The sequence below is a fragment of the Methylobacterium sp. PvP105 genome (assembly GCF_017876975.1).
Classification (GTDB): Bacteria; Pseudomonadota; Alphaproteobacteria; order Rhizobiales; family Beijerinckiaceae; genus Methylobacterium; species Methylobacterium radiotolerans.
Genome location: NZ_JAGIPA010000001.1, coordinates 3,177,888 through 3,200,443 on the forward strand (window position 1 = coordinate 3,177,888; position 22,556 = coordinate 3,200,443).

Consider the following 22,556-nt stretch of genomic DNA (forward strand, 5'->3'; position numbering starts at 1 on the left):
ACGCGTCCATTTCCCCCTTCTGGAGAGTGCTCCGCGCGGGCTCGCGGGCCGTGACCGACCGGTCCGGCTCGGTCGCCCTGACCTTCGGCCTGAGCGCCGTTGTGCTGCTCGGCCTGACCGGGGGCGGCATCGATTACGCCCGCCTCGCCGCCCGGCGCAGCCAGCTTCAGAACGCCGCCGATGCCGGCGTCCTCGCGGCCGGCAACTACCTCAAGCTCGCCGTCGCGACCTCGGCGGCGGCCAAGAGCATCGTGGTCGACACGGTCCACGCCCAGGCGGCGCCGCGCCCCGAGAGCCCCTACGCCCTGCGGGTCGAGGTGGCGGACGACAAGACCAGCGTCGCCACGACGGTGGACGAGACCGTCAAGCTCGCGTTCGGCGGCTTCGTCGGCGTGCCCGCCGTCAAGGTCTCGGTCCGCTCGACGGTCCGCGTCGTGGGCAAGATGCGCCTCTGCCTGCTGACGCTGGACCCGCTCGCCGCCGGCGCGTTCGAGCTGGAGAAGAGCGCCGAGGTGACCGCCCAGGATTGCTCCCTCTACAGCAACTCGCAGAGCCCGCGCGGCATGGTCGGCAAGGACAGCGCCTATGCCCGGGCGCAGACGATCTGCACCGCCGGCGGCTTCGACGGCGCCCGCGCGAATTTCGCGCCGCCGCCGCAGACGGGCTGCCCGCCGATCCAGGACCCCCTGAAGGACCGGGCGGCGCCGCCGGTCGGCGCGTGCACGGCGATCCCCTCCTCGGCCAACAGCAAGCGCGACACCGGCGGCAACCTCGTCGACCAGAGCGCCACCCTCGAGCCGGGCACCTATTGCGGCGGCCTGCGCATCACCAAGAACGCCTCGGTGACGCTGCGCGCCGGCACCTACGTGATGAAGGACGGGCCGCTCATCGTCGACCAGAGCGCCGCCATGTCCGGCACCGACGTCGCCTTCTACTTCACCGGCAACAAGGGCGGTCTCCTCTTCGACAAGAAGACAACGGTCAGCCTGTCGGCGCCGACCACCGGCCCCATGGCCGGCCTGCTGATGATGGAGGAGCGCACGGTCAGCGATCCCGTCGATCCCGCGGCGATCCTCGCCGGCCTGGACCAGGCTGTCGCGCCGCTGCTGCCGTCGCCCCCGTCGCCCCCGTCGCCGACCCCGCCGCCGCTGGCCGCGACCAAGCCGATGCGGACCTACCGCATCATCAGCGACAACGCGCGAACTATGCTGGGGACGCTCTACCTGCCGGCCGGTCGCGTCGTGATCGACGCCGACAAGCCCGTCGCCGACCAGTCGGCCTACACGGTGATCGTGGCCCAGCAGGTCAACCTGTACCAGGGCCCGAACCTCTATCTGAACGCGAATTACGACGCGACCAGCGTGCCGGTGCCCAAGGGGGTCGGCCCCCTCTCGGGCAAGCTGCTGCTGTCGCAGTAGGGAGGACGCGATGCGGATCCTGCGTCGACGGCTCGTCGCCTGGGAGTGACACGGTGCTCGCGCTGATCCTCGACGATTCCGAGATGAACAACCTGCTGATCATGCAGGCGCTCAAGCCCGTGGCGGACTGCGAGCCGGTCGCCTTCACGTGCCCCGTGACGGCGCTCGACTTCCTGCGGGCGCATGTCGACCGGATCGGGGTCGTCGTCACCGACTACGACATGCCCGGCCTGACGGGCCTCGAGGTCATCGCGGCGGCGCGGGCGATCCCGGGCTTCGCGCACGTGCCGATCGTGATGGTGACGAGCCTCGACCAGCGCAGCCTGCGCCACGAGGCCCTGCGCGCCGGCGCCACCGACTTCCTCGGCAAGCCCTGCGATCCCGTGGAGATCCAGGCACGCATCACCAACCTGATGAAGATTAGCGCGGCCCACCGGCAGGAGCAGGACCGGGCCGCCTGGCTCGCCCGCGAGGTCGCGGCGGCGGTCGCCGTCATCGAGGCGCGGGAGCGCGAGATCATCGCCCTCCTGATGCGCGCCGCCGAGCACCGCGACACCGATACCGGCGACCACATCGCCCGGGTGGCCGGCTACGTGGGCGTCATCGCCCGGAACCTCGGTTTCGACCCGGAGGAGATCCGGATCCTGAAGCTCGCCTCCACGATGCACGATGTCGGAAAGATCGGCGTGCCCGACGCGATCCTGCTCAAGCCGGGACCGCTCTCCGCCGAGGAGCGCGCCGAGATGGAGAAGCACGCCGAGCGCGGCCGGCGGATCCTGGAGGGCAGCACCTCCGACGTCGTGCGGCTCGCCGCCGAGATCGCCGAGAGCCACCACGAGCGCTGGGACGGCACCGGCTACCCGAAGGGCCTGCGCGGCGAGGCGATCCCGCTCTCCGGGCGCATCGTGGCGGTGGCGGACGTGTTCGATGCCCTCGTGACCGAGCGGCCCTACAAGGCGGCCTGGCCGCTCGAGCGGGCGCGGGCCTTCGTGGCGGACCAGAGCGGCCGCCACTTCGATCCCCGCTGCGTCGAGGCGTTCCTCGCGGGCTGGGACGCGGTGACGCGGACCTGCCTGCGCGCCGCCGCCTGACACCATCCCCGTTCCCGTCCCCCCTTCCCCGCCCCTTCCCGCGTTCGGGCCCGACCGGGCCACCTCAAGGAGCAGAGCGTGCATCTCGCGTGGCTGAGGCCGAGGCGCTCCCTGGCGGGCCGGCTGGCTCTGGCGGTGACCGGCGCCGTCACGGCGGCGCTCGTCCTGGCGGCGGCGCTGTCGGTCTGGCGCGAGGTCGCCCGCTACGCCGCCGACAAGCAGGCGGCGCTGGAAGCCGTCGCGCAGGTCTTCGCGCATGGCGGCGCCCGGGCCACCGCCGCGGGCGACGCCGACGGCGCGGACGCGTCGCTGCGGGCGATCGGCAAGGTGCCGTCCATCGTCTACGGCGCGATCGAGCGGCTGGACGGGTCCGTCCTCGCCGAGCAGGGGATCGGCCTGCGCCTGACCCGGGACGCCGCCCAGGACGGCGCGGACCTGTCCCTCCTGCACCTGCTCGCCACCCGGAGCCTCCAGGCGACCGCGCCGATCGTGGAGAACGGGCTGCCCGTCGGCCGGGTCGTGCTGATCGGCGAGACCGACGACATCCTCGGCCACATCTGGGCGGCCGCGCAGAACGCCGCGCTGGCGGCGCTGCTCGCCGTCGCGATCGGCGTCGGCGTGTCGCTCTACCTGCAGCGCAGCGTCACGCGCCCGCTCGCCGCCCTCGCCCGCACCATGGAGGCGGCCCGCCTGCGCCACGACTACGCGCAGCGCGCGCCCGTGGGAGGCGACGACGAGGTCGGCGCGCTGGCGCGGACCTTCAACGATCTGCTGTCGGCGGTGAACGAGCGCGATCACCGCCTCGCCGCCCACAGCGCTCACCTCGAGGCCGAGGTCAGCGCCCGGACGGCCGACCTGAGCGAGGCCAAGCAGGTCGCCGACGCCGCCAACGCCGCCAAGTCGGCCTTCCTGGCCACGATGAGCCACGAGATCCGGACCCCGATGAACGGCGTGCTGGTCATGGCCGAGTTGCTGGCCGGGTCCGACCTGCCCGCGCGCCAGCGCCGCTACGCCGAGGTGATCGCCCGGTCCGGCCGGTCGCTGCTGGCGATCATCAACGACATCCTCGATTTCGCGAAGGTCGAGGCGGGCAAGCTCGAGCTCGAGCGCGTGCCCGTGAGCCCCGCCGAACTGGCCGACACCGCGGTGACGCTCTTCGCCGAGCGGGCCCGGACGGCCGGGCTCGACCTCGCGGCCGAGGTCGCGCCGGAGGTTCCGCGCGCGATCCTCGGCGACCCGGTCCGCCTCGGGCAGGTGCTGAGCAACTTCGTGTCGAACGCGCTGAAGTTCACCGAGGCCGGCCACGTCTCCGTCCGGATGGCGATCGATGCCGGCGACGGCTGCCTCGTCATCGCGGTCTCCGACACCGGGATCGGCATCCCGCAGGACAAGCTGGCCACGATCTTCTCGGCCTTCTCGCAGGCCGACCAGTCGACGACCCGCCGGTTCGGCGGCACCGGCCTCGGGCTCTCGATCGCCCAGCAGATCGTCGCCGCCATGGGCGGCACCGTGGCGGTGACGAGCCGCGTCGGCGCGGGCTCGACCTTCTCGGCGCGCATCCCCGTGACCGTCGCGGAGCCGGCCCGCCCGGTCCGGCGCCGCGAGGCGGTGCCGGCCGCGATCGTGCTGGACGCGGCCGGCCCCGCCACCCGCGCCGCCCTCGCGGCCGGCCTGGGCGCGGCCGGCTTCGCACCGGTCGCGCCGGTCGCGCCGGGGAGCGGCACCGCCGCCCACTGGATCGGCGACGCGGCCGCCCTCGTGGCGGCGGGCCGCCGGCCGGACCGGGCCGGGCGGGTGCTCGCCGTCGCGGGGCCGGGGGACGGCGCGGCCGACGCGGTGCTCAGCGCCGGCCTCGCCGACGCGGTGCTGCGCTGGCCGGTGACCCAGGCGGAGTGGCAACCCGTCCTGGCGGCGCTGGCCGCCGGGGACGCCCTCGCGGCGTCCGCGCCCTCGGCCGCGACAGCCGCCACGGCCGAGGCGCTCCCGCAATTCCCGGCCGCGCGGGTGCTCGTCGCCGACGACAGCGCGGTCAATTGCGAGGTCGCCCGCGAGGCGCTGGCCCGCTGCGGCGTGACCGACGTCGTGACCGTCGAGGACGGGGCCGCGGCCGTGGCGGCCGCCGCGGCGCGGCACTTCGACCTGATCCTGATGGACGGCAGCATGCCGGTCCTGGACGGCTTCGCGGCCGCGCGGCGGATCCGGCAGCGCGAGGCGACCGCCGGCGGGCGCGTTCCGATCGTCGCCCTCACGGCGCACGTCCTCGGCGAGGCCGCGGACGCCGCCGTGGCGGCCGGCATGGACGGGACGCTCCTGAAGCCCTTCACCCTGCGCCAGCTCGCCGACCTGCTGCAGGCGCAGGTGCCGGCGCTGCGCGGCGCGCCGGCGGACGCCCCCGCGCGAACCGGCACGCCCGAATCGGTCGGCCCGGTCGCCGCGCCGCCCGAGGCGGCCGACGACCTCCTCGACGCCGAGGTCCTGGACGGGCTGCTCGGCCTCGGGGACGGCGCCTTCCTCGACCGCGTCCTCGACCTGTACCGGGCCCAGGGTCCGGTGGCGCTCGCCCATCTCAGGGCGGCCCTCGCCGCCTCCGATCAGCCGGCCATCGCCCGGGCCGCGCACAGTCTCAAGTCGATGAGCGCGAATGTCGGCGCGCGCGCCCTCGTGGCGCGGCTGCGCGTCATCGAGGAGGCTGCCCGGAGCGCCGCCTGCGCCGAGCGGGCGGACGCGTGTGACGCCCTGGACAGGCTGTTCACCGCGACGATCCGCGGCCTCGAGGAGCGGACCCGGCCCCGGGCGGCGGCTGCCTAGGAGCGGCGCGGGCGCAGCCGAAGACCGCTGTCGCCGACAGCTTCGACACCCGGTCTGGCCGGCCCGATGCCTCGTTCAGGAAATGTATTCCCTCGGTAGACCGCGCGATTTCGCAGACCTGCCCTGCGATCCGGTATCTGGCATACCAGAGGGATCCGCCGTACGGTTCCGCTTCCTCCCAAGCACTCCCTCAGCCCGCCCGGTCCGCCGCGGCGGGCTTTTTCGTGGTGCCGGCCGTGTGCCGGCTTGACCCGGGATCAGGTGATGAGCATGCGGCGGGTGAACATCGCGGCCGCGAACAGCACGGCGGCGGCGGCTGTGATGATGCTCGTCATCAGGATGCGGCGGGGCTCGGTCGAGGACCCGGCCTTGATGGGCTCCACGATCGGCACCAGGGCCACGACCTGCTGCTGGGCGACGATGCGGGCCCGGTCATAGGCCAGCTGCACGTCGCGATGATACTTCTCGGCGTTCTCGCGCTCGTGCTCGAGATCCTCGAACCGCGTGAGCGCGTCCGACAGGCGCCGCTTCTCCGTCGGCGCGGTGCCGGCCAGCTGCTGCTGGACCCGCGCGATGTTCGCGTCGAGATCACCGATCTGCTGCTTCAGGTCGACGATGCTGCGGGATTGCGGGCCGAGGTCCCGCTGGAGCACCGCGAGCTGGACGGCGAGCTTGGTGCGCGTCTCCCGCAGTTCCGAGACAGACTTGATGGTGGCGGTGTTCGACTTGATGACGTCGAGCACGCCCTCGCGGTTGCGCAGCTCGTTCAGGGCAGCGTTGGCCTTGGCCTCCCGCTCCTCCGCGAGCTTCAGGACGCGCGTGCTCACGTCGACGGCGTCCTTCCGGGACGGCATGCTGAGCTCGTTCAGCATCCGCTCGGTGTCCGCCATGACCGCCTTGGTGATGGCGAGCGACTCGTCGGGATCGAAGGCCTCGACAGTCAGCGACATGATGCCGGACGCGGATTCGACGTCGACATCGACCCGGCGCCGCCAGTACCGCAGGAACTTCTCGACCGGCTTCTCAGGGTTGAAGCGGGAGAACATGTCGATGTCGTCCCGACCGAACCACGCGCGGATCGGGAGTTCCGCGGAGACCGCTTCGACCATCGGCCGGCTGTGGATGTACTCCTGCGCGATGAGCGTTTCCTGGGCGACGGTCGCCTTGATCACGCCGGCATTCGTGCCGACCGTGTCGGGTGTCGCCTTGTCGGCGGTTCCGATGGTCGGCCGGATCGCGAATCGCGCCTCGGTGACGTAGCGGTCGGAGGCGATCAGCCCGTAGTAGATCCCGGCGGCCAGGGTCGGGAGGACGAAGCAGACAACGAACAGGAGCGGCAGCCAGGGGTCGCTTTTGACGTGGCTCTGATAGGAGCGCACGCCCTTCTTGGTGTCGGGCAGGCCCGGGAGGCGCGCGAACTGCCGCAGCGACTGCGCGATCACCTTGTTCCGGTCGATGCCTTTCAGAGGCCTGCCCTGGGCTTTCTCGACCTGCATGTTCATCGTTGCTTCTCGAAGCTCGGGCTTGCGCGGGCATCGTCGGCCCGCGCGGCGTTCACACCGCTCGCGCAGCCCATCACACGGACAGGCGGCGAAAGCATGTCAGCCGCGATCCTCCGGGTTCGGCCGCGCCCGGCCATCCCGCCGGGCCAGCGGTCCCGCGATCCGCCGCAGGGGCAGATCCGTGCGTACGCGGGCGGTGCTGAACCGGTGCGACCCCGTGGGTCCGGCGCCGCAGCCGTTCCCGATCCTGTCGCGAGGTTTCGGAAGGACGGCGCCCCCGGTCGGGACCGCCGCACCATGCCCCTCTCCGGTACGGGAGAAGGGACCCGCGCCGCTCGCGGCACGGGCTCGGCGATCGCCTCGGTCCCAGCCCGCTCGGAACCGGCGCTAAGGGTGTTCCGCGACCGTGACCTGATCGGCGATGCCGTCGGTCTTGCCGCTGAGGCCCGGCACCTCGTCGAGCTGCCGCAGGCTGGTGAACCGGCCGCGCTCCTCCCGGTAACGCACGATCTCGAAGCCGTGGCCCTTCAGGGCCGGAACGCTGTCCAGCTCCTCGGCCGTCGCCGTGTTGAGATCGATCATGGTAGTGCCCCTCCCTGCCGGTCGGCGCCGTGCCGTCGCTTCGGTCCCCGCATCGGCCCGGCCGCCTCAGCGGATGGGATCGGCGCGGAACTGCCCGTGGGCGGGCTCGGATGCCCGACAGCGGCAGGACGGCGGCAGGCCGGTCGGGTCCGCGCGGCACGCGTCCTCGCCGCTCAGCAGGCGGAGCAGCAGATGCTCGAGCGGCGCCGCCTGATAGGGCTTCTGAAGCACCGGAACGGCCTGATAGGCTGCGTCCAGGCCGTGCTGCCCGTACCCGGTGGCGAACAGGAACGGCGTCCCGCGCGCCAGCAGCAGGTCGGCGACCGGGTAGCTGCGCGCGTCGCCGAGATTCACGTCCAGCACCGCCAGATCGAACGCCTCGCTCCGGGCATGGGCCAGGGCCCTGTCGAGGCGCATCGCCACCACGACCTCGCAGCCCAGGTCGAGCAGCATGTCCTCGGCCAGCATGGCGACGAGGCTCTCGTCCTCGACCAGCAGCACCCGGCGTCCGGCGAGCGGCGTCATGGCGCGCGCGGTCCTTCGACCGTCTCCTGGCCGATCCAGCCGAGGCGGGTCAGCGGGATCCGCATCTGGCAAGTCACGCCCGCGGGCGCGTAGGTGATCGCCGCGCTGCCGTCGAACTCCAGCGGCAATTGCCGCTCGATGAGCCGTGAGCCGAACCCCCTGCGGGTCGGGGGCGCGACCGGTGGGCCGCCCCGCTCCTCCCAGAGCAGGTCGAGCTGCTGCCGGCCGTCATCCCGGTCGTGCAGGGACCACGTCACCGCGACCTGGCCTTCGGGCGTCGACAGGGCGCCGTACTTCGCCGCGTTGGTCATCAACTCGTGCAAGGCCATTGCCAGCGTCACTGCCACCTTAGGGTGCAATCGCGCGTCCGGTCCCTGTAACCGGAAGCGGCCGGGATCGACCTCTGCCAAAAGGTGGGGGGCGAGCGCGCGCTCGACCACGCTGCGGAGGCTGGCGCTCTCCCAATTGTCCTCGACCAGCACGTTGTGGGCGTTTGACAGGGCGGCCATCCGGGCGTCGAAGACGGCGCGCGCCGTCTGGTCCGTCTGCCCCCGGAAGGTCTGCGCGGCGATCGACTGCACGGTGGCGAGGGTGTTCTTCACCCGGTGATTGAGCTCGTTGATCAGCAGGCGCTGGCGCTCGGCCGCCGCCTTCTCGTCGCTGATGTCGCGGACCTCGATGATCGTGCCGATGATGTTGGTCGCGTCGTCGCGGATCGGGCTGGCGGTGAACGCGACGGGGAAGAAGTGCCCGTCCCTGTGCACGAACACCTCCTCGCCCCGCTCCTGGTTGTTCTCCGGGAAGGCGCGGTCGATCGCACACTCCTCCAGCGGGAACGGCCGGCCGTCCGGGTAGCTGTGGTGGACGATGTCGTGCAGCGGGCAGTCGCGGGCGAGAACGTCGCGCAGCGTCCAGCCGGTCAGCTGCTCGGCGGCGCGGTTCATGTAGATGCAATGCTGGCGGTCATCCATCAGGAAGATCGACACGGAGGCGTTGTCGAGGACCGCGTTGAGGCGACGCTCGCTCTCGAAGAGCTGGCCCGATCCGCGACGCAGGCTCACCAGCGGCGCGCTGGCGGCGGACGAGGATTGCAGCGGCTGCCGCGATTTCGGCACGGTCACGACCCTTCACGCGGGTTGGTCTGAGATACCCTGCGCGCGGTCCTGACGGACCTTCGGGACTGGGCACGATGGACGGACGGCCACGCCGGACGGCGCAGAAGCGGGAGCGTGCAACGCACCATGCGCGGCGCTTGTTCCGCCGCGTGATCCGGACCGGTCGCGCTGTCCCGCCCGGGTCCGGATCACGCGGGTCCAGGCACCGGGCGGAGCGCGAACATCGCGCCCCAGTCCGGTCGACGCTCCTGCGGGACGAGGAAGAAATCCCACGTCACGCAGTCGCTGACCGCGAGCCACGTGCTCGCGTCGTCGATCAGGTTTCCCGTGATGTCCGCGCAGATGTAGCCGTGGCTCTCGGCGAACCGGTAGAGGGAGTCCTGCGCGTGCCCGTAGGCGGAGTAGCCGGCCCAGCCGTACTCCACGCTGACGATCGGGCGGCATCGCCGGAGGAGCTGGGCCGCGCCGCTCAGGGCGTTCAGCTCCCCGCCCTCGATGTCCATCTTGATGTAGGCCACCGCGGGGAGATGACCGAGGACGGTGTCGAGCCTCGCCGTCCTGACCGTGATCGTCTTCGACGTGATGGCGGGACTGCTGAAGTAGCGGGCGCGGAGCCCGCTCTCGCCGGGCACGCTGGCGACCGTGAATGCGGTCCGCCCCGCGGTGTCGGAGAGGGCGACGTCGTGCAGCTCCACCTCGGGCCGCCGGCCGAACCGCCGCGCCAGGTCCTTCATCAGGAACGGGATCGGCTCGAAGGCGTGGACCTTGCCGGTCGGACCGACGAGGTCGGCGAACGCGACGAGGTGGAGCCCGGTATGGGCGCCGACATCGACGACGACGTCACCCGGGGCGAGGAAGCGGCTGTAGCCCTGCCGCAGGATGCGCTCGTAGTCCGGGACCTGACCGGTCTCGTGAACCGCCTTGAAGGCGGTGGCGGCGGCCACGGCAGGATGCATGCGCAAGGTCCGTTCTGCGGAGACAAGTCCGGAGGGCTGGCGACGTCGCCCTCATCCTAGCCCTCCCTGCGCCGGCTCCGCCAGCACGCTCGCGGCGGGGCGCCGGCTCCCGCCGGCGGGGCCCGGACCTGTCTAGGCGGGCCGGCCCTTCTCGAACCGCTTCAGCAGCCGCTCGCGCTTCAGCCGCGACAGGCGGGCGATCCAGAACACGCCGTCGAGCTGGTCGATCTCGTGCTGGAGGACCGCGGCCGGGAAGCCCTCCGTCTCCGCCTCGCGGGCGGACCCGTCGAGGTCGCGGTAGCTCAGGCGGATGCGGGCGGGCCGGGCGATCCGCTCGCGCACCCCCGGCATGCTGACGCTGCCCTCGTCGTGGGTTGCCGTCTCGGGGGACGCCCAGGACACGACGGGGTTCACGTAGATGCGGGCGCTCTCGTCCGGCGACATCCGGACCACCACGAGGCGCGCGGGGACGCCGATATGCGGGGCCGTCAGGCCGATGGCGCTCTCGGCCATGAGCGTGTCCCGGACGTCGTCGGCCAGGGCCTGCAGGGACGGCCCGAACGCGTCGACCGGCTCGGCCGGGCGCGTCAGGCGCGGATCGGGAAACAGGACGAGCGGGCGCGCCGGCATGGTTGATCAGTCCGCGTGGGTCGGTCCACCTGCGGCGACGCGAGGGCCCGCCGCGCACCATGCAAGCCGCGCCGCGGGGCGGGTCGTCAAGACGGGCCCGCTCCGGTCGCGGCCGCGCCGCCGCGCGTCGGCCCGGCCGCGACGGCGCGCGCGACGTGGCGGAGCTTGTCGGGATTGCGCGTGACGTAGATGGCGTCGATCCGGCCGTTCTCGATCGCGAGGGCGGTCGTCTGCAGGAGGCCGCCGCGCTCGCGGCTGACATAGCCCGGAAGCCCGTCGATCCACACGAACGCGACCAGCGCCGCCCGGTCGTCACCCCACTTGCGCCGCACGCCCGCGTAGAGCCGGAGCAGGCGCTCCAGCCCCCGGATCGGATTGACGAAGGCGAGCACCTTGCCGCCCCCGTCCGAGGACAGCGTCACGCGGTCGGCGAGCAGCGTCCGCAGCCGCGCGACATCGCCGCTCGCGGAGGCCTCGAAGAACGCCCGGGCGACGCGCTCGCCCTCGTCGCGGGTCACGGGATAGCGCGGGCGCGCGGCCCGGACGTTCCGGCGCGCGCGCGCCGCGAGCTGGCGCACCGCCGGCGGCGCGCGCCCGAGCGTCTCCGCGACGTCGCCGAGCGGCAGGCCGAACACGTCGTGGAGCAGGAAGGCCGCGCGTTCCAAGGGGGACAGCCGCTCGAGCGCGAGCATCAGGGTCAGGGTGAGGTCGTCCTCGTCCACGCCGTCCGCCGCCGCCTCGACCAGCGGCTCCGGCAGCCAGGGGCCGACATAGCTCTCCCGCCGCGCGCGCGCCGACTTGATCTGGTCGAGGCAGAGCCGCGTCACGACGCGCGCGAGGAACCGGTCGGGCGCCGCGACCCCGGTCCGGTCCGCCGCGACCCAGCGCAGCCACGCGTCCTGCACGACGTCCTCGGCCTCGCTGCGCGAGCCGAGCATGCGGTAGGCGATGCGGAGGAGCCGGGGGCGGTGGGCCTCGAAGGTGGCGGTCCCGTCCCCGTGCACCGGCCGCGCGACCGGATCGGATGCCCGGACGCGTCGCGGCCGGACCTGTCCGCGGGGACGGTCGGGTCCCGTCATGCCGTCGCGAGCCAGGTCTCGAAGCGCGTGCCGCCGAGGCGGGCCGCGGCCCCGTCGTCGGGAACCAGGGAGCCCCGCGCCAGCGGGGCGCCGAAGTAGCGGGCCGCGCCGTCAACCGTCACCGCGCGGCCGTCGCCGGCGGCCGCCATGCGCCGGGCGACGAACGCCCGGAACGACGAGCGCTCCGGCCCCGCGACGTCGATCGTCCCGTCGGCGGGCGCGCCGACCGCCACCGCGGCGAGCGCCGCGGCGACGTCCGTGGCCGCGATGGGCTGGAAATCCGCGTCCGGCACGACGATCCGATCCCCCACCGCGAAGGCCTCGGCGATCGTGGCGATGAACTCGAAGAACTGCGTCGCGCGGACGATGGTGTAGGGGAGGCCCGAGGCCGCGATCCGCCGCTCCTGCGCGACCTTCGCCCGGAAGTACCCGTTGCCGTCCAGGCGATCCGTGCCGACGATCGAGAGGGCGACGTGGTGCTTGAGGCCCGCCTGCCGGCCGGCGGCGAGGAGGTTGCGGCTCGAGCGCTCGAAGAAGTCGAGCACCGCCGCGTCCTCGAAGGAGGGCGCGTTCGCGACGTCGACCACGGCGTCGGCGCCGACGAGGACCTCGGCGAGGCCGTCGCCGGTCACGGCGTCGACGCCCGTGCTCGGAGAGGCGGGGACGGCCTCGTGGCCCGCGCGCTCCAGCTCGGCCTTCAGATGCCGGCCGATCAACCCGCTGCCGCCGATCACCACGATCTTCATGTTTCCCGTCTCCGGCGCGGACCGGGCCGAGCGGCACCCTGCCGCTCCGGCCTCCCGGTCGGCGACGAGACGATGCAGCGTCCCGGTTTGTGACATCCCGGCGAAAAAAGCGACGGCGGCATTGCGGGAGGGCGCGGCCGGCGCTACCGAGGCGCCCCGCCGGAGCCGAGACGCCGATGAGACTGACCCTGACTGCAACGCCGCCCCGCCTTGCCGCCAGGACCGTCTCTCCGCATGCCAGCACAGCTCGCCCTCCTGAACGTCGCGTGGACCGCGCCTGACGAGCGCCCGGTCCTCTCCGGCATCACCGCCAGCTTCGCGCGGGAGCGGACCGGCATCGTCGGCCGCAACGGCGCCGGCAAGAGCACGCTCCTGAGCCTCCTCGCGGGCCGCCTCGCGCCGACGAGCGGCACCGTCCACCGCGACGGCACGGTCGCGCTGCTGCGCCAGTTCGCGGGCCCGACCGCGGACGAGACCGTCGCCGACCTGTTCGGCGCGACCGCGGGCCTGGCGCTGCTCCGCCGCGCGGAGACCGGTGCGGCGGAGGCCGACGAGCTCGCCCTCGCCGACTGGACGCTCGCGGAGCGCCTGACGGGAGCGCTGGCGCGGACGGGCGTGCCGGTGAGCCCCGACACGCCGCTGCGGCGCCTCTCCGGCGGGCAGCGCGCCCGCGCGGCGCTCGCCGCGGCGGTCTTCGCCGCGCCGGATTTCCTGCTCCTCGACGAGCCGACCAACGATCTCGATCGCGACGGGCGGCGGGCGGTCCGCGAGGTGCTGCAGGGCTGGCGCGCCGGCGCGGTCGTGGTCAGCCACGACCGGGCCCTGCTGGACGCGATGGACGCCATCGTGGACCTCGCGCCGGCGGGGGCGACCCGCTACCGGGGCAATTTCGAGGCCTTCCGGCAGGCCAAGGCGACGCGCCTCGCCGCGGCCGAGCACGACCTCGCGGTCGCCGAGAAGCGGGCGGCGGACCTCGCCCGCCGGGCGCAGGAGCGGGTCGAGCGCCAGCAGCGCCGCGACGCGGCCGGGCATCGCCGCTCCGCGAAGGGCGACTTGCCCCGCATCCTGGCCGGGGCCCGCCGGGACAACGCCGAGCGGACGGCGGGCGGGAGCGCGCGCCTCACCGAGCGCCAGCGCGCCGGCGCCGAGGCCGAACTGATCGAGGCCCGGGACCGGATCGCGTCGGTGAAGCCGGCCGCGATCGCGGTCCCGCCGAGCGGGCTCCACGCCGACCGGCACGTCCTCGCGCTCACCGATGTGACGGTCGGCTACCGGCCGGGACAACCGGTCCTGAGGGCCGTGTCCCTCGCGGTCACGGGTCCGGAGCGCGTCGCCCTCTGCGGGCGGAACGGGTCGGGGAAGTCGACCCTGCTCGCCGTGGTCGCCGGCCGCCTCAGCCCGTGGTCGGGCCGCGTGTCGGTCGGCGTGCGCGCCGCGCTGCTCGACCAGCGCCTCGACCTGCTCGACCGCGACCGGACCGTGGCCGACAACTTCGCGCGTCTCAACCCGGGGGAGGACGCGAACGGGTGCCGGGCGGCCCTGGCGCGATTCCAGTTCCGGTCGGCCGCCGCCGACCGCCCCGTCGCGGCGCTGAGCGGCGGCGAGCAGGTCCGGACCGCCCTCGCCTGCGCGCTCGGCAACCGCGCGCCCCCGCCCCTCCTGCTCCTCGACGAGCCGACCAACCACCTCGACCTGGACGCGGTCGCGGCCCTCGAGGCCGGGTTGGCGGCCTATGACGGCGCGCTCCTCGTCGTCAGCCACGACGCGACCTTCCTGGACGCGCTGGGGATCACCCGGCGCGTCGACCTCGACGATCTCGCCGAGGGACCCCGCGCGTGAGGGCGGCATCCGGAACGGCGGCGGGCCGCGGTCGCCGCCCCCTGCCCCGCCGGGTCTTCAGGACGCGCCGGTTCGGTCCGCACGCGTCCGCGGCGGGTCGAGCCGGAGGGTGAACAGGCGCAGGACGGTGCGGGCGCCGCGCACCGGCCCGACGGCGATCAGCCGCGCCCCGCCGGACGGCGCGGCCCGCACCACCGCCTCCGAGGCGAGGCAGTCGCAGGGCAGCGCGCGGGTCATCTGTTCCAGGCGACGGGCCACGTTGACGGTGTCGCCGACCGCCGTGAACTCGATGCGCTCCGCCCCGATGACGCCGATGAAGACCGGGCCGCGATGCAGTCCGATGCCGAGCCGCACCGGCGGCTGGCCGGCCTCCCCGCGCTCCCGGCTCCAGGCCGCCATCGCGGCCGCGAGCGCGCGCGCCGCCGCGATGGCGCGCTCGGCGTCCCCGGCCGCCGCGTCCGGCACGCCGAACACCGCCATCACCTCGTCGCCGACGAACTTGTCGACGAGCCCGCCCGCCGCCTCGATCGCGCGCGCGGCGCGGGACCGGAACGCGGCGAGGAAATCCGCGACCTCGCCGGGCGCCATGCCCTCGCAGAGGCGGGTGAAACCGCGGATGTCGGCGAAGAGCACCGTCGCCTCCTGCTCCCAGCCGGGGCGCCGGGCGGCGCGATCCGTCTCGGCGACCCATCGGGCGACCGTCGGCGCGGTCAGGCGCGCGAGGTTGTTCCGCTGGCGCGTCGCGGCGCGCGCGGCTCCGCGCAGGCGCTGCACCCGCAGCGAGAGCCACGCCAGGGCGAGGCCGCCGAGCCCGAGGGTGACCGGCTCCGGCGTCGTCGTGGCCGCGAGCGCCAGGAGCAGCGGCAGGGGCGCCGCGGCGAGGAGCCGGCCGTGCTCCGCCGCCGCGACGGCGAGGCGTCGGCGGATCGGGGCGGTCCCCGCCCGTCGCCCGGCACCCCCCGCGCGGCCGGGACAGGCGTCCGCTCTGTCCGCGCGGGGTTGCCGGAGCGCCATCGCGGGCATCAGCAGCCCGTGCAGACGCGGCCGATGATGCGCCGGGCCCGCGCGTGCTCGCGCGCCACGGCGGGGGAGCGGAGGTCCAGATCCGTCCGGAACGGGCGTGCATGGATGATCGCCGCGAGGCGCTGAACGTCGGGCTGCGCGAAGCGCGGGACCGGCTGCGCCCGCGCCTCGGTCGGGGCCGCCAGGACCATCAGCAGCGTCCCGATCGCGGGGGCCGCGGCGGTGCGTGTGCGGTGAGATTTCATGATCTGGTGCTCCTCGTGGTGGAGGAGCCAAAGTAAAAACCCGATCTTTCACCGCGATTTCGGCGGATCGGAAAACAATGACAGCAGAAATGTGGCGCGATCGACGGGTGTGCTCAGGATCGTTGCCGGGACGATCGCGACCGGAGATCGGACGCGTCGCCCCGAGACGCGAACGGCACCCGGTCCGCCGGACCGGGTGCCGTGATGGGCGCGGATGAGAGGGTCGTCCGCGCCGGGACGGCCCTCGGGTCGGGAGCGGGACCGGTCAGGCGGCGCTGCGCGCGCGGCCGCCGTGGCTCGACAGGAGCCGCAGGATCTCGGCCTTCGCGTCGTAGGTGGCGAACTCGGCGGCGAGGCGCCGCGCCTCCCGGCGATGGCCGGGCGCGTCGAGCACGGTCCGCACCGCCTGCCGGATCGCCTCCGGCGCCGGGTCGTTCGCGGCGAGGTCGATCCCGGCACCCGACCACGCGATGCGGGCGTTGACGTCGGCCTTGTCCTCGGTGAGGCCGGCGGCGACGAGGGGGATCCCGTGGCTCAGGGCCTGGTTCACGCTCCCGTAGCCGCCGTTGGTCACCATGGCGTCGACCCGTGGCAGCAGCCACTCGAAGGGCAGGTAGGGCGAGAGCCGCGCGTTGGCGGGGATCGGGCCCGGGATGGCGTCGAGCCCCCGGCCGCCGCCCGTCACCACGGTCAGGATGTCGGGCTCATCGGCGAGGGCCCGGAGGGCGGGGCCGACGAGCAGGCCGAAATCGTGGTTCGCGACCGTGCCCTGCGTGACCAGCACGACCTTGCGCGCGCCGTCGAGATCGGCCGCCCAGGGCGGGAGCGCCGCCTGCCCCGGGACGATCGGCAGCGCCCCGATGAAGCGCACCGTCGGCGGCAGCGGGAAAGGGTACTCGAAGCTCGGGACGGTGAGCTGCAGGTAGGTGTCGGCGAGCCGCACCACCGCGTCGAACAGCGGCCAGGGCGGGGCGGCGCGCCCGAGTTCCGCCAGCTTGGCGGCGAGGCTCAGCCCGACCGGCCGGTCGACCGCCGCGTCGTAGGCCTCGGCGATGCGGCCGTAGGCGGCCTCCTGCTCGGGCGTCTCGGCCGGCGGGAGGCCCAGGAAGGCCGGAGCCCGGTCGGGCCGCGCGCAGTGCAGGATCGAGGTGCCGCACAGGACAATGGCGGGGCGCTCCGCGCGGGGCCCCAGGAGCGATGGCAGCACGCCGAAGAACATGTCGTCGCCGATCACCACCGAGGCCGGGAAGGCCCGCAGCGCCGCGCGCAGGCCGCGCGCCTGGTCGGGGATGCGGTCGACAAAGATGCGCTCCATGGCGACGCGCAGCCAGTCCGGCCCCGGCGCGATCTGGGCCAGCTCGGGCACGACGGCGCGGAGGTCGCGGCCGTCGAAATCGGCCGCGCCCGGCAGGGCCATGAAGCGGGCGCCGGCCGCCACGGCGCGGTCGCGGAAGGCCGAGCCCGAGAGGACCATGACCTCGTGACCGTCGGCGGTCAGCATGTGGGCGATCGCGAGGAGGGGATTGAGATGGCCCGTGGCGGGCGTCGAGCAGAGGAGGACCTTCATCGCATGTCCTTTCCGTGTGGGACGTGAGGGCGCCGCGCGATCGCGGCACGATCGTCGGGGCGTCCGGGAGCGAGGCTGGGGGCGGCCCGTTACGGCGTGGCTGCGGCGCGGAGCCGAAGTGGCTACGGCTGCAACGGGCGCGCGGGAGGCGGCGCGGGCGCTAGGCGGCGACCCGCAGCGCGTCGATGCGGCGGATGCCGCTGTGGCCCCGGAGGACCGGCATCGCACCGGTCAGGCGCAGGCGCGGGGCGAGGCGCAGCACGGCGCCCAGCCCCTCCTCCAGCTCGATCCGTGCCAGGGCCTCGCCGATGCACCGGTGCGCGCCACCGCCGAAGACCGGGTGGAGGCGCGGGAGGTCGGTGCGCCGGATGTCGAAGGTGTCGGGACGCGCGTAGACCGTCTCGTCCCGCATCGCCGACAGCGTCGAGAGCAGCATCAGGCTCCCGGCCGGCACGACGTGCCCGTCGAGGGGGATGTCCTCCCGGGCGACGCGTCCGGCGGACCCGGCGCTCGGCTCGTAGCGGAGGGATTCCGCCACCGCGGCCGGGATCAGCTCGGGATCGCGGCTGACCGCCGCCCACTGCTCGGGATGCTGCAGCAGCAGCGCCACCTGCATGGCGCCGGCGACCCGGGTCGTGTCGGTGCCGCCGATGATCATCTGCACGAGCTGGATCACCACCTCCTGCGGCGTGAGCTCGCCGGCCGCCTCGGCCTCCGCGAGGAAGCGCGACAGGAAATCGTCGCGGGGCGCCGACCGGCGCGCGGCGAGGATCGCGGCCACGTAGTCCTGCAGCGCGACCGCCGCCGCCTCGAGGTCCGGGATGTCCTCCGGTCCGAAGGTGAAGCTCAGGACCCGCGAGACCTCGTAGGCGAGGTGCGTGAACCGGGGAATGTCGTCGCGCGGCAGGCCGAGGATGTCGGCGATGGCCTGGGCGGGGATCTGGGCGGTGTAGCGCGCGACGAGGTCGACCTCTCCGTCCCCCAGCCAGTCGCGGACGAGGCCCTCCGCGGCGACGCGGATCCGGGGGCGCAGGCCTTCGATCAGGCGGGCCGCGAAGGTGCGGGTGAAGGGCGAGCGGCGCCGGCGGTGGACCGCGCCGTTGGCGGTGAGCATGCCGTGCGCGAAGATGTCGAACAGCGCGCCCTCGGGGATCGCGCGCGATTCCGGATAGAGCGTCTCCGTCGCCTGGGCGCGGGGGTCGCGCATCAGCAGATCGACGTCGCGGGCGCGGAGGATCAGGACGCCCGCGATCTCGTGGCCGACGAAGGGCAGCCTGGGCCGCCACGCCCGGAACACGCCGTGCGGGTCGGCCTCGAGCTCCGCCACCGTCAGCGTCGGGACATCGGCCGGGGAGCCGGGCGGCCCGGCCTGTCGGGTCAGATCGTCGGTCGCATTCATCCGGAAATTCTCGCTGCTGTGTTGCGCGAGAACTCTCGGAAGCCCGAGCTACAGGATGATTGCGGGAGCTTGGCCGATGATTACAGCCATAACATTCGGCGTTCCGGCGGGCCGGGCACCCACGCGCCCGCCTTGTGCGGAAGAGCACGCCGGGCGCCGCGGGTTTGGTGTGTGAGATGTTCCGAAATCATGCCGTAACTTAACGCTCCGAAAAAGGCGCCGCTTCGCAGAAGGAGAAGTCCTCATGGTTGCAGGGCGGGCGAATACGGACGACGTCTTCGAGACGCTGCTCCGACGGACGATCACCGACTTCGTGATGGGCGGTATGGACCACGGGGTCCCGGACGAGGACCAGCTCATCGTCCGTCTGAGACACTACGCGCTGCGGGCGCGCGAGGAGCAGCTGAGCTCCCAGACGCTCCAGGTCATCTCGTCGGCGCGGCGCCTCCTGGGCGACCGGACGGAGGCGGGCCGGGCGTCCTGACGCGCCCCGCCCGTCCGGCGACGGTCCCGCGGCGTCCCGCTACGGCCCGCGCGGCCTCAGGCCGACCGCCAGGAAGCGCTCGATCATCGCGTTGACCTGCTCGGCCACCTCGATCGTGTTGAAGTGGCCCGCCAGCAGCGTCTGGGCGGTCACGAGCTGCGGGCAGAGCTCCCGCAGCCGGTCGAGGTCGCGGGCCGCTGCCACCAGCGGCACGTCCGCCGAGATGTAGGCCATCGGGATGCGGCAGGCGCGCGCGGCCGGGACGGGGTCGTGACCCAGCACCATGTCGCGCAGCGCCGCGTAGGCGACGTGCTGCGGCGTCCGCTGGCAGCCGCCGAGGATGAACGTCTCGAAGATCGCCTTCCGCCTGGCCGGGTGGTCGTAGTCGCCGCCGATCGCCCAGGCCATCTCCCGGACGACGGACCGGTAATCCGGGCCGCCGACGCCCGCCAGCAGCCCCTCGATCGCGCCGGCGCCCGCCCTGTCCGCCGACGGCAGGACGATCGAGTCGATCATGACGAGGCCGGCGGCGAGGTCGGGGTGGCGGCCGCACAGCTCCAGGGCCACCGCGCCGCCGAAGCTGTGGCCGATGACGATCGGCTTCACGAGGCCCAGCGTCCGGCACTGCCACGCGACGTCCTCGGCGAAGCCCGCGACCGTGTAGGCCCGCTCCGGCGCGTCGCTCGCGCCGTGGCCGCGCAGGTCGACCGCCACGACGCGGCGCGTCTTCGCGAAGTGCCGGATCTGCGGCGTGAAGATGCCGTGATCGCCGGTCCAGCCGTTGATCAGCAGCAGCGGCTGCCCCTCGGGGGTGAGCGGCCCGGCTTCGATATGGGCGAGCCGGCCGTCCTCGCGGGTCAGGTAGTGGGGCGGCCAGGGGGGCGGGTCGAAGATCATGCGGGTTCTCCGTGGGGCTGGGAGGGGGCGCGGGGCGCCGATCGGGCGAGACCCGCTTGGGCGGCGGCGGCCGCGAGGCAGCAGCCGAGCATCGCGGCGGCCATCGACAGGGCGGACCGGCCGTCGAAGAACCGGGCCACGAGATCGCTGGCGATGGCCGCCGCGAGCATCTGCAGGAAGACCGCGACGGCGCTGGCCGCGCCCGCGTCCTCCGGGTTGCGCTCCGTCGCGCCGTGCATGGCGTTGGGCGAGACGAGGCCGAAGGCCAGGGCCACGCCGACCATCGCGGCGACCACCGGCAGGGCCGCGGGCGGCCGGGCCAGCGCGGCGACGAGGAGCGCGGCCGCCGCGCCCGTCGCCAGGGCGAGGCCGGCGGCGATCACCCGCGACGGGGGGACGCCCCGGGCCGCGAGCCGCCCGTTCAGGAAGGCGCCCGCCATCACCGACAGGGAGCTCGCCCCGAAGACCAGCCCGTAGGCCAGCGGGTCGAGGCCGAGGGCGTCGACGAAGACCAGCGCCGAGCCGGTGATGTAGGCGAAGACCGCTCCCGCCGCCGCGGCGTTGCACAGGGCGTGGCCGAGGAAGATCCGGCTGGCCAGAATCCGCCCGTAGCCGCGCAGGATCCCGGAGGCCGGCCCGGGATCCGCGGCGCGCCGCAGGGGCTCGTCGACGTGCCGGATCGCCACCAGGGCCGCCAGGGCGGCGGCGACCGGCGCGGCGTTGATCAGGCGCCAGCCGCCGAGATGCATCAGCCCGGCGCCGAGGGTCGGGGCCACCGTCGGCACCACGTTGATGGTGAGGACGACGAACGACATCCGGGCGCGCGCCGCCTCGCCCTCGAACAGGTCGCGCACCATCGCGAGGACCGCCATGCCCGGGCCCGCCGCGCCGATCCCCTGCACGGCTCGGAACAGCAGGAAGTCCGGCAGCGTCCGCGCCGCGCCGCAGCCGAGGCTGCCGACGACGAGGAGGAGGCAGCCGCAGACGATGGCCGGCTTGCGGCCCAGCCGGTCCGAGACCGGACCGTAGACCAGCAGCGCGCCGCCGAAGCCGAGCAGGTAGACGCCCATAGCCGCGCCCATCGCGGTGGCCGGGACATGCAGCGCGGCCGCCGTGTCCGACAGGCTCGGCAGGATCATGTCGATCCCGAAGGTGGGGAGCGCCGCCAGCAGCCCGAGCAGCGCCGAGAAGGCGGCCGAGCCGGGGCGGATGGGGGGATGCGCCGGGGCGGCGCGGGTCAGGCCCAAAGCCGGTCTCCGCCTCGAGCGACACCCCGGGCCCCGGGATCCCGGCGCGCCGCCACCATCGCGTCGATCTCGCGGACGAGGCCGCCCGCGTCGAGATCCGCCCGCACGGCTGCCCCGAGGGCCTCGGCGGCCCTGCGGAAGCCCGGCTCCGCCAGGAGCCGGCGCGCCGCCGCGGCGATCTCGGCCTCGTCCGCGCCGGCCGGAAGGCGCAGGCCCGCGCCGCGCAGGGCGACGCGGGCAGCGTTGTCGGCCTGGTCGCGGGCCAGGGGGATCACCAGCAGCGGCACGCCGTGCAGCAGCGCCCGGCTGACCGTGCCGTGGCCGCCCTGGCACACCACCAGATCGGCCCGCGCCATCAGGGCGTCGTGGGAGGCGGCCGCCACGACCCGGACGGCGGCGGGAGCGTCCAGGTCCGCGGCCCCGACATTCGGGCCGGTGGTCACGACGGTCTCGGCCTCGACCGTCCCGACGGCGCGCGCGACCCGCCGCAGCAGGGCGGTCTGGTTCTGGGCGCCGGTGCTGCCGGCGACGAGGATCCGCGGCCGCCGCGCCCCGGGCCACGCGGTCAGCGCGCCGCGGGACCAGCCCGGCTCGTCGAGCAGCGGGCCGATGTAGCGATAGTTGGCGGGCAGCGCCTGCGTGTCGAAGTCGAAGGCGCGGCTGACGGCCAGCAGGACGCGGTCGGCGCGATCGAAATGCGCGAAGGCGCTGGCGACCGGCGGCAGCCCGAAGGCGCGCCGCGCGGCGTTGAGCGCCGGCCGACCCTGCTCCATCGCCGACACGATCGCGGCCGTCGCCGCGTCCACCGCGTCCCGCTCCGCCTCGGTCCGCGGCGGCGTCAGGCCGCTCGCGGCGGGCGGGATGCCGGGGAGCGGGCGGATGCTGATATGCGGCGACAGGACCGCGTGCGGCAGGTCGGCCGCCTCGGCCGCCAGGGCGCAGCCGGGCAGGAGGTCGAGGCTCAGGACCGCGTCGGTCGGGAGGCGGCGGATCTCGTCGAGCGTGTCGGCCGCGTAGGCGCCCGCCGGGGCGAACATCGTCCGGCGCAGCCAGTCGGCGAGATCCGAGAAGTCGGCCGGATCGGCATCGAGGCCGGTCGGGGCCCGGCGCCACCCGACGAACGGGAAGGCCGCGGCCTCGACCTCCCCGCACATCGCCGGGTCGGCCATGACGCGCGGGCGGTGCCCCGCGCGGCGCAGCTGCCGGGCCGCCGTGAGGACAGGGCTGAGGTTGCCCGTGGTGCCCCACGAGATGCAGAGGACGTTGAGCGACATGATCTGGATGTCCCAAGATGATCGCGGGCGGGCGTCATGCCCGCCCAGCTCGGGGGCACGTCCCGCGGCGCAGGCGCGGTTAGGCCGCGACGAGGCGGACCTGGCTGGATCGATCTGGATGAGGTTGCT

The 22,556-nt window shown here is 74.2% G+C and carries 20 protein-coding genes; 5 read left to right on the top strand and 15 right to left on the bottom strand.

The features are described from left to right. Positions 1-26 precede the first annotated feature (26 nt). From J3A75_RS15340 to J3A75_RS15350, 3 genes are all read left to right on the top strand, one after another. On the top strand, positions 27-1,418 hold the full coding sequence (locus tag J3A75_RS15340; RefSeq protein ID WP_043073659.1) for a TadE/TadG family type IV pilus assembly protein: 1,392 nt from the start codon (positions 27-29) through the stop codon (positions 1,416-1,418). A 53-nt stretch (positions 1,419-1,471) separates the two neighbouring features. Then, positions 1,472-2,509, top strand: coding sequence for an HD-GYP domain-containing protein (locus J3A75_RS15345; RefSeq protein WP_043073660.1), 1,038 nt, complete (start codon positions 1,472-1,474; stop codon positions 2,507-2,509). Positions 2,510-2,587: 78 nt separating this feature from the next. Then, positions 2,588-5,317, top strand: a complete 2,730-nt coding sequence (locus tag J3A75_RS15350) for an ATP-binding protein (protein WP_209650411.1) — start codon at positions 2,588-2,590, stop codon at positions 5,315-5,317. Positions 5,318-5,574: 257 nt separating this feature from the next. On the opposite strand, the gene J3A75_RS15355 is transcribed toward J3A75_RS15350, so the two are convergent. The 8 genes from J3A75_RS15355 to J3A75_RS15390 all read right to left on the bottom strand — a co-directional run bounded on the left by J3A75_RS15355 (position 5,575) and on the right by J3A75_RS15390 (position 12,452). Further along, positions 5,575-6,819 (bottom strand): capsule biosynthesis protein, encoded by a 1,245-nt coding sequence (locus J3A75_RS15355; protein ID WP_209650412.1) that lies wholly within the window; start codon positions 6,817-6,819, stop codon positions 5,575-5,577. A 387-nt stretch (positions 6,820-7,206) separates the two neighbouring features. Beyond that, on the bottom strand, positions 7,207-7,401 hold the full coding sequence (locus J3A75_RS15360) for a ComEA family DNA-binding protein (RefSeq protein ID WP_012319063.1): 195 nt from the start codon (positions 7,399-7,401) through the stop codon (positions 7,207-7,209). 66 nt (positions 7,402-7,467) lie between these two features. Continuing rightward, positions 7,468-7,926 (bottom strand): response regulator, encoded by a 459-nt coding sequence (locus J3A75_RS15365; RefSeq protein ID WP_012319064.1) that lies wholly within the window; start codon positions 7,924-7,926, stop codon positions 7,468-7,470. Beyond that, positions 7,923-9,041: a sensor histidine kinase gene (locus J3A75_RS15370; RefSeq protein ID WP_012319065.1), complete on the bottom strand. Its 1,119-nt coding sequence runs from the start codon at positions 9,039-9,041 to the stop codon at positions 7,923-7,925. The genes J3A75_RS15365 and J3A75_RS15370 overlap by 4 nt, the downstream gene beginning before the upstream one ends. Positions 9,042-9,229: 188 nt before the next feature. Continuing rightward, positions 9,230-9,997, bottom strand: a complete 768-nt coding sequence (locus tag J3A75_RS15375) for an FkbM family methyltransferase (protein ID WP_012319066.1) — start codon at positions 9,995-9,997, stop codon at positions 9,230-9,232. A 132-nt stretch (positions 9,998-10,129) separates the two neighbouring features. Beyond that, complete coding sequence (locus J3A75_RS15380) at positions 10,130-10,627, bottom strand: peptide deformylase (protein ID WP_029359510.1); 498 nt, start codon at positions 10,625-10,627, stop codon at positions 10,130-10,132. Between the two features lie 86 nt (positions 10,628-10,713). Next, positions 10,714-11,706 (bottom strand): sigma-70 family RNA polymerase sigma factor, encoded by a 993-nt coding sequence (locus J3A75_RS15385; RefSeq protein ID WP_024830220.1) that lies wholly within the window; start codon positions 11,704-11,706, stop codon positions 10,714-10,716. Next, entirely contained in the window at positions 11,703-12,452 is a 750-nt protein-coding gene (locus tag J3A75_RS15390) for an SDR family oxidoreductase (RefSeq protein ID WP_070999434.1), read from the bottom strand. Before J3A75_RS15390 ends, J3A75_RS15385 begins: the two co-directional genes overlap by 4 nt. Before the next feature lie 234 nt (positions 12,453-12,686). On the opposite strand from J3A75_RS15390, the gene J3A75_RS15395 reads away from it, so the two are divergent. Then, positions 12,687-14,291 (top strand): ATP-binding cassette domain-containing protein, encoded by a 1,605-nt coding sequence (locus J3A75_RS15395; protein WP_070999435.1) that lies wholly within the window; start codon positions 12,687-12,689, stop codon positions 14,289-14,291. A 57-nt stretch (positions 14,292-14,348) separates the two neighbouring features. Here J3A75_RS15395 and J3A75_RS15400 read toward each other — a convergent pair whose 3' ends face one another. From J3A75_RS15400 to J3A75_RS15415, 4 genes are all read right to left on the bottom strand, one after another. After that, on the bottom strand, positions 14,349-15,305 hold the full coding sequence (locus J3A75_RS15400; RefSeq protein WP_024830217.1) for an adenylate/guanylate cyclase domain-containing protein: 957 nt from the start codon (positions 15,303-15,305) through the stop codon (positions 14,349-14,351). Positions 15,306-15,313: 8 nt separating this feature from the next. Beyond that, the gene (locus J3A75_RS15405) at positions 15,314-15,559 is read right to left on the bottom strand and encodes a hypothetical protein (protein WP_070999436.1); all 246 of its coding nucleotides are present in this window, start codon (positions 15,557-15,559) and stop codon (positions 15,314-15,316) included. Between the two features lie 265 nt (positions 15,560-15,824). Beyond that, positions 15,825-17,126 carry a glycosyltransferase gene (locus J3A75_RS15410; protein WP_029359506.1) on the bottom strand — a complete coding sequence of 434 codons (1,302 nt, stop codon included), beginning with the start codon at positions 17,124-17,126 and terminating at the stop codon, positions 15,825-15,827. Between the two features lie 160 nt (positions 17,127-17,286). Continuing rightward, entirely contained in the window at positions 17,287-18,525 is a 1,239-nt protein-coding gene (locus tag J3A75_RS15415) for a cytochrome P450 (RefSeq protein ID WP_070999437.1), read from the bottom strand. A 244-nt stretch (positions 18,526-18,769) separates the two neighbouring features. Here J3A75_RS15415 and J3A75_RS15420 point away from each other — a divergent pair, with 244 nt between their 5' ends. Next, positions 18,770-19,009 (top strand): hypothetical protein, encoded by a 240-nt coding sequence (locus tag J3A75_RS15420; RefSeq protein WP_024830213.1) that lies wholly within the window; start codon positions 18,770-18,772, stop codon positions 19,007-19,009. A gap of 39 nt (positions 19,010-19,048) precedes the next feature. Here J3A75_RS15420 and J3A75_RS15425 read toward each other — a convergent pair whose 3' ends face one another. The 3 genes from J3A75_RS15425 to J3A75_RS15435 are packed head-to-tail and all read right to left on the bottom strand — an operon-like array spanning position 19,049 to position 22,427. After that, complete coding sequence (locus tag J3A75_RS15425) at positions 19,049-19,906, bottom strand: alpha/beta fold hydrolase (RefSeq protein ID WP_058621112.1); 858 nt, start codon at positions 19,904-19,906, stop codon at positions 19,049-19,051. Beyond that, positions 19,903-21,153: a Bcr/CflA family efflux MFS transporter gene (locus J3A75_RS15430; protein ID WP_070999438.1), complete on the bottom strand. Its 1,251-nt coding sequence runs from the start codon at positions 21,151-21,153 to the stop codon at positions 19,903-19,905. Before J3A75_RS15430 ends, J3A75_RS15425 begins: the two co-directional genes overlap by 4 nt. Then, positions 21,144-22,427 carry a glycosyltransferase gene (locus J3A75_RS15435; RefSeq protein ID WP_024830211.1) on the bottom strand — a complete coding sequence of 428 codons (1,284 nt, stop codon included), beginning with the start codon at positions 22,425-22,427 and terminating at the stop codon, positions 21,144-21,146. Before J3A75_RS15435 ends, J3A75_RS15430 begins: the two co-directional genes overlap by 10 nt. Positions 22,428-22,556: the final 129 nt, after the last annotated feature.